Origin of the sequence: Arthrobacter sp. Y-9 (assembly GCF_029690065.1) — a bacterium.
GTDB lineage: Bacteria > Actinomycetota > Actinomycetes > Actinomycetales > Micrococcaceae > Arthrobacter_E.
Genome location: NZ_CP121463.1, coordinates 3201883 through 3216495, shown reverse-complemented (window position 1 = coordinate 3216495; position 14613 = coordinate 3201883). Strand labels below are relative to the sequence as shown.

The following is a 14613-nucleotide window of genomic DNA, read 5'->3' as shown; positions in this document are numbered from 1 at the left end:
GGAGCCGCGCAGGGGTCACACCGGCCGGAACGCCCCGTCGCTGAAGTGCGCGGCGACGCGGCTCGCGTCGAGTTCCGCGGCCAGGTCCACATCGAAGCCGAAACCCCGCAGCACCAGCTCGCGGCCACTGGCGCTTTCCGCCAGCTCCGTGGGCAGTTCATCCTGGAATGTCTCGAAGACCGCGACGGCGGCCCGCGCCTCCGGCGACAACTGCTCCCGGGTCCGGCCCGGCGCCGATCGCAGCAGCGCCGCGAGCACGGCACCCGCGCCGAGCTGGTCCTCGACGGCGGGCCGCAGGGCGCCGCCCGGCCAGCGCTCCCCGGCCGCGACCACCACGACCACCGCGGACGGCGGCAGATGGCGCGCCAGCCAGGCCGCCGTCGCACCGGCGTTGCGGAGAGTCCCGGCCAGCAGGTCCGGGACGCGGCCCGCCAGGTGTTCGGAGATCGCCGAGCCGTTGGGCGAGGGCAGCACGAGTTCGCGGCCGAGGTGCGCGCCGCCATGGGCGCGGATCGAACTGGGGGACAGGCTCAGGCGGCTCAGGCTGCGGGGCGCCGCGAGCAGGGCGCCGCGCTCCTCCGCGAGGCGGGCCGCGGCGTCGTGCAGCTCGCCGTCGCCGGGCGCGGCGCGGAACGGCAGGACCGCGAGCCCCGCCTCGACCCCCACGGACACCGCGGTGGAGAAGGACAGCGTGTCGACCACGACGGCGGCCGCGGCCCCGGGGAGGACCGCCTGAGCGCCGCGCAGCCCCCATTCGAGGCGGACGGTGAAGGGCAGCTGGCGGTGAGCGGCGTGCATCAGTGGCTCTCCGCTCGCCGGAATGCCTTGAGCTCGCCCCGGAGGTTGCCGCGCGCGGCGTCCAGCCAGAGCTCCCGAGCGAGCGGACTGTGGAAGAGCGGTTCCAGCGCCAGCAGCTGCTCCACGACGGCGGCACGGCCCCGCGCGAAGTCGGCGTCGCTCACCTGGGCGTAGTCGGCCCGGACGGCGGCGAGATAGCGGGCGTAGCGCGGCGCGGGCCAGGCGAGCACGGAGAGGTCGGCGTCGCAGAGGAGCTGGCCGGACAGATCGTCCGGCGCAGGATCGTGGTCCGTGGTGAGCCGCACCAGACGGGCCACCTCCACGGCCTCCTCGGCCGGCAGGGCACCGTGATCGGACAGCGCGCCCAGTCCGCGCTCGGCCAGCCGGGCCGAGTCCTCCTCGTCCTGGCCGGGGATTCCCTGGTAGACCGCGTCGTGGAACCAGGCGGCCAGCAGGAGCGGCCGGTGGCGTTCCGCGGGCAGTCCGGACCCCGGCAGGAGCAGGTCCAGGGCTTCGAGGACGTTGAGCAGGTGGACCCGGGAGTGGTAGTTCCGGTGCGGTTCGCCCCAGCGCGACAGGAGGTCCTCGCCGAGCTCCGGGTCCTCGGGCAGGAGCCGCGACCAGCGTTCCCGGAGGGCCGGGACGATCTTGGACGGGCGCTCGCGGGCCGGGATGCGGAGCCCGCTCGCGGCGAGCCGTCGCACCAGCTCCTTGCCGCCCACCGGGATCGCTCCGGCGGCCACCAGGCGCTCGAAGTGGCGGGCTGCGACGTCGTAGTGGTCTCCGTCGAAGGCCCGTTCCGGGATGTCCGCCGCGGCCGCGAAGGCGTGCAGTTCCTCGAGCGACGCGTCCGACACGAGATGGGAGAAGACCGTGCCGTGAGCAGGCCAGAAGGGCGGGTCGATCAGCACGGTCATGCTCGCATCCTATGCCCGGGACGCCTCCCTCCGGGGCCGGAAACAGCCTGTGGATAACTTGACTCTCAAAGTTGAGTTAAGTAGACTCAAGTTAGATGCGTTGACGGGAGTCACCTGGCAGCGCTTTGATGAAGAGTAGAACCAAACCGTGGTCCAGAGTGTGCTGAAAGGAGCCTTTTTTGGACGTCAAGTTCACCACCAAGAGCCAGGAGGCGCTGTCCGCAGCGGCCATGAATGCCTCCACCGCAGGCAATCCGCAGATCGAACCCGCTCATCTCCTCAAGGCCCTCATGGACCAGCGGGAAGGCGTGGCCGTCGCCCTCCTCAAGGCCGCCGGTATCGATCCGGATGCCGTGAGCGTCCAAGCCAGCGCCGCCATCAAGGCGCTGCCGTCCACTTCGGGTGCGTCCGTCGCCCAGGCCCAGCTCTCGCGCTCCGCCCTGCAGGCCGTCCAGGCCGCGCAGAGCGAGGCGGAGAAGATGGGGGACAGCTACGTCTCCACCGAGCATCTGCTCCTGGGCCTTGCCGCCGGGAACGACGCCGTGGGGCGCCTTCTGCGGGACGCCGGCGCCAGTCCTCAGGCACTCCTCGCCGCCCTCCCGGGCGTGCGCGGTGACCGCAAAGTGGACGGCCCGGATCCGGAGAACACCTTCCAGGCGCTGGAGAAGTACGGCACGGACCTGACCGCCGTCGCGCGCTCCGGCAAGCTCGATCCCGTGATCGGCCGCGACTCGGAGATCCGCCGCGTCATCCAGGTCCTCTCCCGCCGCACCAAGAACAACCCGGTGCTGATCGGTGAGCCCGGCGTCGGCAAGACCGCCGTGGTCGAGGGCCTCGCCCAGCGCATGGTCGCCGGGGACGTCCCGGAGAGCCTGCGCGGTAAGACCCTGATCTCCCTGGACCTCGGGTCCATGGTGGCGGGCGCCAAGTACCGTGGCGAGTTTGAGGAACGCCTCAAGGCCGTCCTGGAGGAGATCAAGAACTCGGACGGGCAGATCGTCACGTTCATCGACGAGATCCACACCGTGGTCGGCGCCGGCGCCAGCGGCGAGGGCGCCATGGACGCCGGCAACATGCTCAAGCCGATGCTGGCCCGCGGCGAGCTGCGCCTCATCGGCGCCACCACGCTGGACGAGTACCGCGAGAACATCGAGAAGGACCCGGCGCTCGAACGCCGCTTCCAGCAGGTGTACGTGGGCGAGCCGAGCGTGGATGACACCATCGGCATCCTCCGTGGCCTGAAGGAGCGGTACGAGGCCCACCACAAGGTGGCCATCGCCGACTCCGCCCTCGTGGCCGCCGCGAACCTGTCGAACCGGTACATCTCCGGCCGTCAGCTCCCGGACAAGGCCATCGACCTGGTGGACGAGGCCGCGAGCCGGCTGCGCATGGAGATCGACTCCGCTCCGGAGGAGATCGATCAGCTGCGCCGTTCCGTGGACCGCCTCACCATGGAGGAACTGGCCCTCGCGGACGAGACCGACCCGGCATCCGTGGAGCGGCTCGCCGCGCTGCGCGCCGACATGGCGGACAAGAAGGAGGAGCTGGCGGCCCTCAACGCGCGCTGGGAGGCCGAGAAGGCCGGACTCAACCGCGTGGGTGACCTGAAAGCCAAGCTGGACGAACTGCGGTCCCTGGCGGACAAGGCTCAGCGCGAGGGTGACCTCGGCGAGGCCTCCCGCATCCTCTACGGCGAGATTCCGACGCTGGAGCGCGAGCTCAGCGCCGCGGCCGCCGCCGAAGCGGAACTCGGCGAGAAGCCCGCCGCCATGGTGGCCGACGAGGTCACGGCGGAGGACATCGCCGAAGTGATCGAGGCGTGGACCGGCATCCCCGCCGGACGCATGCTCCAGGGCGAGAGCCAGAAGCTTCTGCAGATGGAGGAGTTCCTGGGGGAGCGCCTGATCGGCCAGAAGAAGGCCGTGGCGGCCGTTTCGGACGCCGTGCGGCGTGCCCGTGCGGGCATCAGCGACCCGAACCGCCCCACCGGTTCGTTCCTGTTCCTCGGTCCCACCGGTGTGGGCAAGACGGAACTGGCGAAGTCCCTGGCGGACTTCCTCTTCGATGACGAGCGGGCCATGGTCCGGATCGACATGAGCGAGTACTCGGAGAAGCACTCGGTCTCCCGCCTGGTCGGCGCCCCTCCCGGGTACGTCGGCTACGAGGAGGGCGGTCAGCTGACCGAGGCCGTGCGGCGCCGCCCGTACTCCGTGGTCCTGCTGGACGAGGTGGAGAAGGCCCACCCCGAGGTCTTCGACATCCTCCTCCAGGTGCTCGACGACGGCCGCCTCACCGACGGCCAGGGCCGCACCGTGGACTTCCGCAACGTCATCCTGGTCCTGACGTCCAACCTCGGCAGCCAGTTCCTGGTGGACCCGAACCTGGACGATCAGACCAAGAAAACCGCCGTCATGGAGGTGGTCCGTTCCGCCTTCAAGCCGGAGTTCCTGAACCGTCTGGACGACGTCATCATGTTCGAGCCGCTCTCCGTGGAGCAGCTCAACGACATCGTGGAGATCCAGGTCAAGGATCTGGCCAAGCGCCTGCGGGATCGCCGTCTGACCCTCGAGGTCACCGACGGCGCCCGTGCCTGGCTGGCCATGACCGGTTACGATCCCGCCTTCGGCGCCCGGCCGCTCCGCCGGCTGGTGCAGAAGGAGATCGGCGACCGGCTGGCCCGGGCCATCCTCAGTGGTGAGATCACCGATGGGGACACTGTGCTGGTGGACACCAGCGAGGACCTCGGCGAACTGACCGTGAACCGCAAGTAGCCGCTCGCGCTCTGACGGACTCAGACGCACGAAGGGCCGCACCCCACGGGGTGCGGCCCTTCGTCGTGCGTGGCCTTTTGTCAGCGTGCGGCGGGATGCCGGCGCGGACTACTTGGTCAGGCTCTTGGTGAGCGTGTTGCCGTCATCGGAGAAGACGATGCAGTCCACGCGGCGGTCGCCGGCGTCCCAGCTCTTCTGGCTGGGGTACGCGAAGCGCTGGCGCAGGTTCAGGGAGTCCACATCGCTGGACAGGCTGGCCGTGCGGCACAGTTCGCGGCCCTTGACCTTGAAGGTGTCGACGCCGGGGAACGCCTCGTCCTGCTCGTAGTAGAAGACGTTCACCAGCTGGGCCGAGTGGTTCTCACCGCAGTCCACGACCACGAGCCGCGAATTGCTGTTGTCCGGGTAGCCCCAGAAGCACTGGCCCTTCTTGGCGTCCAGAGCGCTGATCGTCTCCGCGTCCGACGGGGCGGAGGCGCCGCTCTGCCCGGGAGCAGGGGTGGTGCGGCCGTTGGACGTGGCCGGCGGTGCGGCCGGATCGGCCTTGGGCGTCATGCCGCCCACCACCAGATTGACGAGCCAGACCACCAGCAGGATCACGACGACGCCACCGACCACCGCGCCGCCGATCACCAGGCCCTTGTTGCTCTTCTTCGCCGGGGGCTGCTGGGCGGGGTAGCCGCCCGGGTAGCCGGTGGGCGCGCCGTAGACGGGGCCGTTCTGGGGGCCGTTCTGCTGACCGCCGTACGTGTTGGTGCGGGGGTCGTAGGGCGGCTGGCCGGGAGCCTGGCCGCCGGCGGGGTTCCCGGGGGCGCCGGTCGCGCCCGGAGCGCTGTAACCGGGCTGTTGGGGCTGCTGGGGGTAGGCCTGCGTGGGCTGCGGCTGCTGGGGGAAGCTCTGCGTCGGCTGGGAGTGCGGCTGTCCGGCAGGAGGCTGGGGCGGCTGCTGCCCGGGGAAGCCGGGCCCCGGTGAGGGCTGGCCCGGGCCGGGGGCGGCTCCTGGCTGCCCGGCGCCGTCGTCGTGCCCTTGCGTCGGTTCGCTCATAGCCAAACTCCCACCGTGTCGTCCATCATGCCTTCTTCTGCCCGCACCAAGAGTCCGGCGACCCGGACTGCGGCCGCAGGAACGCGTGGTGGCGCGGGGCGATGCTACTCATGACTCTACCCAAGCCGCACCCGCATGGCACTCTCGCCAGCCCGGAAACACGCGTCCCGAGGGGTCACGGCCGCACGCGATAATGCGAAACCATGTAATCTAGAAGTACGAAACATTGACCAAACATTCCGGGGCCTCGCTACCTGCCAGGGCGACCACCTCCGGATCGACGTACAGAGGGGGTCACGCCATGGGGCGCGGCCGTCAAAAGGCTAAGGCAACCAAGCAGGCTCGGGACATCAAGTACTACTCTCCGAGCACTGACTATTCAGCACTGCAACGTGAGCTTGGCTCCGCCAATTCTCAGGTATCCGGTCGTCGTGGTTCCGCGGCGTCATTCGAAGCGGACCCTCTTGAACCGGACTATTCGGAGTACGAGGACAAGTACGCCGACGCGTTCGACGAGGAGGATGAGACTGATACCCGCCGCATCAGCTGATGCGATGACGGGATGAGTCCCCTCCCCTGATAGGCCCCGGGGCCGGAGTGATCCGGCCCCGGGGCCTTCGTCGTGCCTGTGCTTCTGTCGTGGGCAGGCCGCCCGATCGACAGGTTCATAGGATGTCGTTTTCACCCGGAAGCCGGGGATTTCAGCATCCTATGGAGCAGTCGATGGTGGTGGGACGGTGGTGCCGGTGTGTACCGGCTGACTCAGTGGTCTTTGGTCGCGGCCAACAGGCGACGGAGCGTGAAGAAACAGCCCAGGGCGGCGAAGAGCAGGGCCATGAGGAAATCGCCGGAGTAGGTCCTGAAGAAGTCGGGGTTCATCGCCAGATTGTCCGCGAGGAGCGTCCACGGCTCCGGATCGAAGGCCATCGCCAGAGGGGATACGCCCAGGACATCGACGGCGTCGAGCCAGACTCCGCCGATGAAGGCGAGAATCGCAGTGACCGCCGTGATGCCTGCGATGACCCAGGCTCCGGTGCGGCTCAGGCGGCCCCTGGTGCCGGTGACGTAGAGCCGTGCGGCCAGGGTGGCGACGCCGAACGTGATGATCGACGCGATCACGTTCACCTTCCAGAGCAGCATCCAGGCGATGATCCCGAGTGGAACGACCGCCAGCGCGAACAGGGCTCCCCGCTCGACGTCTTCGCCGGGTACCGGCTGTGGCGGTGCCACCGCGGCCCGCTGCTGCTCATTGGCCTCCGGATGCCAGGCGGGCACCTCCGCAGACGAACGGATGCCGTACTGGGGCTGTTCCCAGGAGGTGTTCTCCCGGGGATCGTCTTCGGGCTGTGGCAGGCCGGAGGCGGCGGTGTTCTCGGTCAAGGTTTCCCCCAAGGATGTCGATGCGAAGTGAGGTGTGGACGCATTCTGGCACGGGGAGTGTCACGCCGTGCGACACCGTGCTGCGGGACTCACTGAAGGATCGGGGGGCGCCGGACGGGGAGTCCGAGACCCGGGTCCGCTGAGCCACCTTTAACGATCAACTGCTCCGTAGATGTCGTTTTGAACTCTCAAAACGACATCTACGGAGCAGTTGACGGCGAGGGACCCGTGCCGAGGAAGGAGGCAGGGGAGCCAGCGGGAGCAGTCGAGAGGGGGAAGGGGGAGGGTCAGGCGTACTGGCCCACCAGGCGGACCGCGCCGCCGTCGACGCCCTTGGCGCCCTGGACGTAGTCGACCGTGCCCGTGAAGGCGCCGGTGTCCTCGGCGACGGTGCCCATGACCCAGGACGGCAGGCCCCGCTCGTTCAGACGCGCGACGGCGGCATCCGCGGCTTCGGGGGACGCGATCGCGATCATGCCCACGCCCAGGTTCAGGGTGCGCTCCAGATCGGCGAGCGGCACATTGCCCAGCTCGGAGACCAGCTTGAAGATCGCGGGCAGCTCCCAGGTGTTGCGGTCGACCGTGGCCAGCAGACCCTGCGGCAGCACGCGGGCCAGGTTGGCGGCCAGGCCGCCACCCGTGACGTGGCTGAACCCGTTGATGCCCTTGCCGGAGTTCACCGGGAAGGCTCGGGTCAGGTCGAGGCAGTCGGCGGCGTACACGCGGGTGGGCTCCAGGAGCTCCTCGCCGAGCGTGCGGCCGAGCTCGGACACCTGACGGTCCAGTTCCCAGCCGGCGTGGTTGATGACGCGGCGGACCAGGGAGTACCCGTTGGAGTGCAGACCGGAGGAGGCCATGCCGATCACGACGTCGCCCGCCTTGACCCGCTCCGGGCCGAGCAGCGCGTCGGCTTCGACCACGCCGGTGGCCGCGCCCGCGACGTCGTACTCATGCTCACCCAGCAGACCGGGGTGCTCGGCCGTCTCGCCGCCCACCAGCGCGGTGCCCGCCACGGAGCAGGCCGCGGCGATGCCGCGGACGATGTCCGCGATGCGTTCCGGGACCACCTTGCCGCAGGCGATGTAGTCGGTCATGTAGAGCGGCTCGGCGCCCACCACGACGATGTCGTCCACGACCATGCCCACCAGGTCGAAGCCGATGGTGTCGTGGATGTCCATGGCCTGGGCGATCGCGACCTTGGTGCCGACCCCGTCCGTGGACGTCGCGAGCAGCGGCTTGCGGTACGTCAGGAGGCGGGAGACGTCGAAGAGACCGGCGAAGCCGCCCACGCCGCCCAGCACGGAGGAGTTGTGGGTCGCCTTGACGGCGTCCTTCATCAGTTCGACGGCGCGGTCGCCGGCTTCCACATCGACGCCGGCGGAGGCGTAGGTGATGCCGTTCTCGGCGGGGGAGGAGCTCATGGCTGCCTTTCTGGTGGGCGCGGCTTAGGAAGCGGGGCGCTTGTCTGCGTCGGTCAGGAAGTTCTCGAACTCGGAGTCGGGGCCCGGATCACATCCGGTGGCGCCCGCGACGACCTCGCCCGTGGGAGCGACCTGCGGCTCCTCGGACGGCTCGGCCGTGGGGGCGGGGACCGCCTGCGTGTCGGCCAGGGCTTCGTCCTCGCGCTCCAGCAGGTTCTTGCCGAGCAGCTCCGGATCCGGAAGGGCGATCGGGTACTTGCCGGTGAAGCAGGCCGTGCAGAGGCGTTCGCGCGGCTGGTGCGTCGCGGCGATCATGCCGTCCTCGGAGATGTACGCGAGAGAGTCCGCGCCGATCGCCTTGGAGATCTCCTCGATGGAGGCGCCGGAGGCGATCAGCTCCGCGCGGGACGCGAAGTCGATGCCGTAGAAGCACGGCCACTGCACGGGCGGCGAGGAGATCTTGACGTGGACCTCCTTGGCCCCGGCCTCGCGCAGCATGCGCACGATGGCGCGCTGGGTGTTGCCGCGCACGATCGAATCGTCCACCACGACCACGCGCTTGCCGCGGATCACGGACTCGAGGGCGTTGAGCTTGAGGCGGATGCCCAGCTGGCGCAGCGTCTGCGAGGGCTGGATGAAGGTGCGTCCCACATAGGAGTTCTTCACGAAGCCGTGTGCGAACGGGATGCCGGACTCCTCGGCGTAGCCGACGGCGGCGGGCGTGCCAGATTCCGGCACGGGGATGACGATGTCCGCCTCGTGGGTGTTCTCGCGGGCGAGCTGACGGCCCATCTCCACGCGGGATTCGTAGACGGAGCGGCCGGCGATCGAGGCGTCCGGACGGGCCAGGTAGACGTACTCGAAGACGCAGCCGGCCGGGGTGGCCTCGGCGAAGCGCTGGGTGCGGACGCCGTTCTCGTCGATGGCCAGGAACTCGCCCGGCTCGATCTCGCGGATGAAGCTCGCGCCGACCGTGGCGAGAGCGGACTGCTCGGAGGCCACCACCCAGCCGCGCTCCAGGCGGCCGAGCACCAGCGGGCGGATGCCGTAGGTGTCGCGGGCGGCGTAGAGGGTGCCCTCATCCATGAAGACGAAGCAGAAGCCGCCCTTGATCTTGGGCAGCAGCTCCAGCGCCGTCTGCTCGAGGGTCTTGCCGGTGTCGCCCTCCAGCAGGGCGGTGACCAGGGCGGTGTCCGAGGTGTTGCCCTGCTTCATCTCGCCGCTGAGCTGGCCGCCGGTGCGGTCCATGATCATCTGGCGGAGTTCGGCGGTGTTGGTCAGGTTGCCGTTGTGCGCCAGGGCCACGGTGCCGTTGGCGGTGGCTCCCAGGGTCGGCTGGGCGTTGGCCCAGTGGCTCGCACCCGTGGTGGAGTACCGGCAGTGCCCCACGGCCAAGTGACCCGTGAGGGTGTTCAGGGTGGTCTCGTCGAACACCTGGGACACGAGTCCCATGTCCTTGTAGACGTTGATGCGTTGCCCATCGCTCGTCGCAATGCCGGCGGATTCCTGTCCGCGGTGCTGCAGAGCGTAAAGGCCGTAGTAGGTCAGTTTTGCCACTTCTTCGCCCGGTGCCCAGACGCCGAAGACGCCACAGGCGTCCTGGGGGCCTTTTTCGCCGGGAAGAAGATCGTGTGTGAGTTTTCCGTCGCCGCGTGCCACTGCTCAATTATCGCATGTCCGGAGGGACGTGCCGCCCTGTGACGGGAACCGCGACGCCGGCCCTCCGCCGTCGCGCGCCGGGCGCCGTCGCGAGGGTCACGGAAAGCGGTGAAGAGCCTGTTCAGCAGCGGTGCGGCGGCCGCGGGGGAGGTGGGTGGACGCCGTCAGGCGTCGGCATCCCGTTCGGCCTGCTCGGCTGCGCGGTCCTCTTCCGGGGTGAGGGCCTGAACGGTTGCGATGCGGCTGCGCTTGCGGCCCACGCGGTCCAGGATCAGCGCCACAATGGCCCCGAGGACGACGCCGATGCCGGCGAACAGGACGGCCAGGAACCCGAAGACCGTGCTGGGGTCGTAGGACCGGGCCGGGTTGGAGGCCGACTGCGGGTTGGGGAACCCGAAAGCGGAGATCGCGGCGACGGCCAGGCCGATGAGGCCGCCGAGCACCAGGAACGGCACGTACTTCGGGGCGGTACGCACGGTGATCTGGCGCTGTTCGAACGTCGTGTCGCCGGAGGAGGCGGGGTCCTGCTGCATGCCTCCAAGGGTATCCCGGATCACTGGACGTTCCCTGCGAGTTGCCCGTGCAGGCCCGCAGGGTCCCTCGTCGCCCCGCTCCGCTCATGCGCGAACCGCCAGTAGATGCCCGTATGCGGTGGCGATACGGGCATCTACTGGCGGTTCGCGGGAGAGGGGGAGAGGGGGAGAGGGGGTCAGGAGCCCCGGTAGGTGGAGAATGCGAAGGGGCTCAGGAGGAGCGGCACGTGGTAGTGCTCGCCCGTGTCCGCCACGGCGAACGTGAGCTCGACCTCCGGGAAGAACGTCGATTGCCCCTGGCCCTCGTAGTAGGCGCCCGTGGCGAAGTTGAGCTTGTAGGTGCCGCCGGGGACGGACTCGGGGCCGAGGTTCTTGATCCGGCCGTCGGCGTCGGTGACGCCGCGCGCGATCTCGTTCCAGGCGCCGTCGCCGCCCGCGAAGAGGATCACGGGGACGTCGGCGGCGGGACGGCCGGAACCGGTGTCCAGGATGTGGGTGGTGATCTGGGAAACGCTCATGCCTGCACGGCTCCTTCCAGGCGGAGCACGGCGATCTGGCGCAGTTGCTCGGCCACGATGATGTCTTCTTCTTCCGGGGTGTTGCCCAGGCGTTCGTTCAGCGCGGCCAGGATCTCCTGAGCGCTGCGGCCCGCGGCGCGGATCAGGAAGACCCGGCCGAACTTCTGGTCGTAGGCGGCGTTGCCGGTGGCCAGGGCCTCCTGGACCTCGCGGTCGCTGGGGTCGACGGCGGACTGCTCGTTGCGGGACAGCGAGGCCTCCTTGCTGTCCCCCTTGGCCCGTTCCCCGATCCGCGGGTGATGCGCGAGCGCGGCTTCGAGCTCCTCCGCGGTGAACGGGTCCGCGACGGACCCGGCCGTCTCACTCAGCTCCCCGGCCGAGGCGTAGGGACGCGCGTCCACCACGGCCTCGATCCAGCGCTGGATGTCCAGGCACGGGCGGACGACGGCGATGGCGTCCTCCCGCGACAGGGCGTTGAATTCGTCGAGCGTCATGTGTCCTCTGTCCTCTGCGTGGAGGCGTCCCGGGCGGGGAGGGGCGCGGCGGTGACGTCGCGTGGGACCACCCCGACGGAAGCTCCTCACAATTTCGCATTGCGAAAGTTGATTTTCAATATGCGTAATTATTGAACGGCGCGAGAGGGGTGGGTGTCAAGCGTCACAGGCGCGCGGACGTGTCACGAAGGCGATGCTCAGCCGACGGGCGTGACCGCCGAGTGGGCCATGAAGTGGCGACCCAGGCGGTAGGAGGCCGAGCCCGGTGCTGCGTGCACGGCGTCGCCCGGGTCCACCGAGGGGCTCACGGCCACGATCGCGCGGCCGGCGTCGCTCACTAGGGCCGCCTCCGGCCCCAGTGTCCGCAGGGACGCGAGTGCCATCACCTCGAGATTCTGCGCCGTCACGTCCATCCCGACGACGCCCGCCACGAGACCGTCGCGGAACACCGGGTGCGTGAAGGTGCAGACGTACTCGTCCGTGCACAGCAGGTCGATGTACGGGCCGGTGACGTGCGGCAGGCCTGTCGAGACGGGGACGCGGAACCACTCGGCCCGCATGTACCGGCTGACGGGCTGGGGGCTGAAGTTGGCCAGGGCGTCGACGCGCTCCATGTCATCGCCCTGCCACCAGGCGATGTAGCTGCGGTCGGGTGCCAGGAGGCCGAGGTTCGCGATGAAGCCGGCCCCCGCGAACGGCGAGCCCGGCTGGTGGAGCAGGGATTCGACGGCGGGCCGGATGACCTTGTCCACGGCGGTGCTCGTGATCCGGGGCGTGGCCGCGAGCCAGGCGGTGGTCTGCCCGGCCCAGGCCACCAGGCGGCCGTCCAGGGTGTCGAGCAGGGCGTTCAGGTGCCGGATGGACTCGGGGGCGTCCTCGGCGGGCTGGGGAAGGGTGATGGGGTCAGTGTGTGTCATGAGCCGCCTCCTTGCGGCTGAGCTGCTCCGAGGCGAGTTCGTTGAGCAGCCATGAACTGATGTTCTGGATGAGTTCGCGCACCAAGGACTCTGCGGTGGGGGGATCGTGCTGTCCGATGGCGGTGGCGAGGGCTTGATGGAGCCGGGTGGCCTCCACGCGAAAAGCTTGTTCCCCGAAGGGCAGCAGCGTCAAGGTGCCGAGCTCCGCCTGGATGCGGAGCAGTTCGCGGGCCAGGCGTGCGGATCGCGCGGCGGCGGCGATCTCCAGGACGAATTCGGAGTGCGCCATGCGCCAGGCGAGGGGATCCTCGGTGTCCGTGCCGGGCAGGAAGGCGAGTTCTTCGAGCGTGTCGACGTCGTCCGCGGTGGCACGCCGGGCGGCCAGGCCGGCGCAGGCGGAGGCGATCGCCTGGTAGTGCAGGCTGAGGTCGCTGATCTGGAGCCGGGTGAGGGAGGCGAGGCGCTGGCGGGCCTTCTGCGGGGACGGCAGGGCGTCGTCGGCGATGAAACTGCCGCCGCTGCGCCCGCGGACCGTGCGGATGAGGCCTTGGCCGCGCAGTTGGGAGAGCGCTTCGCGGGTGGTGACGGCGGAGACGCCCAGGGCCGAGGCGAGTTCCACCTCGTTGGGCAGACGCTGCCCGGCCGTGAGCAGGCCGGTCTCGATGGCCAGTTCTATCCGGGAGCAGACCTCGTCCACCAGGCCCCCGGACTTGATGGGGGTGAATAGCGCGGCGAGGCTACGGGACGCGCCGAGGGGTGAGAGCGACATCCGTGACCCCTCTCCTGGCGTGACTCCCCGCGGCGTCGGTGCGGCTGGAGCGGGCCGGGATCCCGGCTTACACGCCATGCTAGCCGGGCTCGGAATCTGGGTCTATACATAAATCCTCTTAAGTAATAGTCTTTAGCCCAGAAGTTGCATGTGAGCCACGTCACGGTGGCCGCGCACTCCGGACTCCGGGCCGTGAAAGGGCCCCTGACCACAGAAAAGGCACTGCGATGAGCGAACAGGCGATGCGCCACCCGGCCTCCTCCCCGGCGGTGGACGCCCCCGAGACGCGGGACGCGGTCCCGGCCATCCGGCTGACGAACCTCGTCAAGACCTTCGGCGAGGTGAACGCCGTGGACGGGGTGGACCTGGACATCCGCCAGGGCGAGTTCTTCTCGATGCTGGGACCGTCCGGCTCCGGCAAGACCACCGTGCTGCGCATGATCGCGGGCTTCGAACTCCCCACCTCGGGGACCATCGAGCTCGACGGCGTGGACGTCAGCACCAAGGCGCCCTTCGAACGGGATGTCAGCACCGTCTTCCAGGACTATGCGCTCTTCCCTCACATGTCCCTCATCGACAACGTCGCCTACGGACTCCGGGTCCGGGGGATGGCGAAGGCCGAGCGACGGGAACGCGCCGCGGAAGCCCTGGACCGGGTCCAGCTCGGCAAGTTCCTGGACCGGCGCCCCGCGCAGCTCTCGGGCGGCCAGCGGCAGCGCGTCGCCCTCGCCCGGGCCCTCGTGGTGGAGCCCAAGGTCCTCCTCCTCGACGAACCGCTCGGCGCCCTGGACCTCAAGCTGCGGCAGCAGATGCAGATCGAACTCAAGGAACTCCAGCGGTCCCTCGGCATCACCTTCATCTTCGTCACCCACGACCAGGAGGAGGCCCTGACCATGAGCGACCGGATCGGGGTGTTCAGCAACGGCAGGATCGCGCAGATCGGCTCCGCCCACGAGATCTACCAGCGTCCTCTCAGCGGCTTCGTCGCGAACTTCGTCGGCACCTCGAACATCCTCCCGTCCGGGATCGGCGGCACTGAAGCGGGCCCCGGCACCAGTTTCGTGCTCCGCCCCGAACGCCTGCGCCTCGACTGGGAGGCCGCGGCGCACGACGCCGGCCCCCGCGCCCTGAGCGGCCAGGTCACCTCGGCCGTCTACATCGGCCACGCCACCCAGGTCCACATCGCCCTGGACGCGGGTCCGACGGTCGTCGCGCTGATCCACGAGGACGTGCCGGACACGGACGCCCTCGAAGGCCGGCGGGTCACCGTCTCCTGGGCCGAGCGGGACGCCGTCTGGCTGCCCGAGGCGGCCTGACCCCCGGCCTGGCCGGGGCTCCCGGAACCCGGCGCGGCGCGAACGACGGCACCCGGCCGGCCGTGCGCCGTCGTCG

Annotated in this window: 14 protein-coding genes; 3 read left to right on the top strand and 11 right to left on the bottom strand. The window is 69.6% G+C overall.

Features of this window, described 5'->3' with window-relative positions; all coding sequences use genetic code 11:
• Positions 1 to 15: 15 nt before the first annotated feature.
• Entirely contained in the window at positions 16 to 798 is a 783-nt protein-coding gene (locus tag P9849_RS14545; protein WP_278267438.1) for a 2-phosphosulfolactate phosphatase, read from the bottom strand.
• A complete protein-coding gene (locus tag P9849_RS14540; protein ID WP_278267437.1) occupies positions 798 to 1715 on the bottom strand; it encodes a DUF4031 domain-containing protein in 918 nt (305 codons plus the stop codon). The genes P9849_RS14545 and P9849_RS14540 overlap by 1 nt, the downstream gene beginning before the upstream one ends.
• Positions 1716 to 1894: 179 nt before the next feature.
• Here P9849_RS14540 and clpB point away from each other — a divergent pair, with 179 nt between their 5' ends.
• Entirely contained in the window at positions 1895 to 4486 is a 2592-nt protein-coding gene (gene clpB / locus P9849_RS14535) for an ATP-dependent chaperone ClpB (protein ID WP_278267436.1), read from the top strand.
• Between the two features lie 108 nt (positions 4487 to 4594).
• Here the strand turns inward: clpB and P9849_RS14530 are convergent, their stop codons facing one another.
• Positions 4595 to 5530, bottom strand: a complete 936-nt coding sequence (locus tag P9849_RS14530) for a septum formation family protein (RefSeq protein WP_278267435.1) — start codon at positions 5528 to 5530, stop codon at positions 4595 to 4597.
• A 301-nt stretch (positions 5531 to 5831) separates the two neighbouring features.
• Here P9849_RS14530 and P9849_RS14525 point away from each other — a divergent pair, with 301 nt between their 5' ends.
• Complete coding sequence (locus P9849_RS14525) at positions 5832 to 6080, top strand: DUF3073 domain-containing protein (protein WP_066216292.1); 249 nt, start codon at positions 5832 to 5834, stop codon at positions 6078 to 6080.
• Positions 6081 to 6292: 212 nt separating this feature from the next.
• On the opposite strand, the gene P9849_RS14520 is transcribed toward P9849_RS14525, so the two are convergent.
• The 8 genes from P9849_RS14520 to P9849_RS14485 form a co-directional block, all read right to left on the bottom strand.
• Positions 6293 to 6910 (bottom strand): hypothetical protein, encoded by a 618-nt coding sequence (locus P9849_RS14520; RefSeq protein WP_278267434.1) that lies wholly within the window; start codon positions 6908 to 6910, stop codon positions 6293 to 6295.
• A gap of 287 nt (positions 6911 to 7197) precedes the next feature.
• Positions 7198 to 8331 carry a phosphoribosylformylglycinamidine cyclo-ligase gene (purM, locus tag P9849_RS14515; RefSeq protein ID WP_278267433.1) on the bottom strand — a complete coding sequence of 378 codons (1134 nt, stop codon included), beginning with the start codon at positions 8329 to 8331 and terminating at the stop codon, positions 7198 to 7200.
• Positions 8332 to 8355: 24 nt separating this feature from the next.
• The gene (purF, locus tag P9849_RS14510; protein WP_278267432.1) at positions 8356 to 9990 is read right to left on the bottom strand and encodes an amidophosphoribosyltransferase; all 1635 of its coding nucleotides are present in this window, start codon (positions 9988 to 9990) and stop codon (positions 8356 to 8358) included.
• Between the two features lie 164 nt (positions 9991 to 10154).
• On the bottom strand, positions 10155 to 10523 hold the full coding sequence (locus tag P9849_RS14505; RefSeq protein WP_278267431.1) for a hypothetical protein: 369 nt from the start codon (positions 10521 to 10523) through the stop codon (positions 10155 to 10157).
• A gap of 176 nt (positions 10524 to 10699) precedes the next feature.
• The gene (uraH, locus tag P9849_RS14500) at positions 10700 to 11041 is read right to left on the bottom strand and encodes a hydroxyisourate hydrolase (protein ID WP_278267430.1); all 342 of its coding nucleotides are present in this window, start codon (positions 11039 to 11041) and stop codon (positions 10700 to 10702) included.
• Positions 11038 to 11535, bottom strand: coding sequence for a 2-oxo-4-hydroxy-4-carboxy-5-ureidoimidazoline decarboxylase (gene uraD / locus P9849_RS14495; protein ID WP_278267429.1), 498 nt, complete (start codon positions 11533 to 11535; stop codon positions 11038 to 11040). The genes uraH and uraD overlap by 4 nt, the downstream gene beginning before the upstream one ends.
• Before the next feature lie 197 nt (positions 11536 to 11732).
• Positions 11733 to 12452 (bottom strand): cache domain-containing protein, encoded by a 720-nt coding sequence (locus tag P9849_RS14490; RefSeq protein WP_278267428.1) that lies wholly within the window; start codon positions 12450 to 12452, stop codon positions 11733 to 11735.
• Complete coding sequence (locus P9849_RS14485) at positions 12439 to 13221, bottom strand: GntR family transcriptional regulator (protein WP_278267427.1); 783 nt, start codon at positions 13219 to 13221, stop codon at positions 12439 to 12441. Before P9849_RS14485 ends, P9849_RS14490 begins: the two co-directional genes overlap by 14 nt.
• Positions 13222 to 13448: 227 nt before the next feature.
• On the opposite strand from P9849_RS14485, the gene P9849_RS14480 reads away from it, so the two are divergent.
• A complete protein-coding gene (locus P9849_RS14480) occupies positions 13449 to 14537 on the top strand; it encodes an ABC transporter ATP-binding protein (protein ID WP_278267426.1) in 1089 nt (362 codons plus the stop codon).
• The last annotated feature ends 76 nt before the right edge of the window (positions 14538 to 14613 follow it).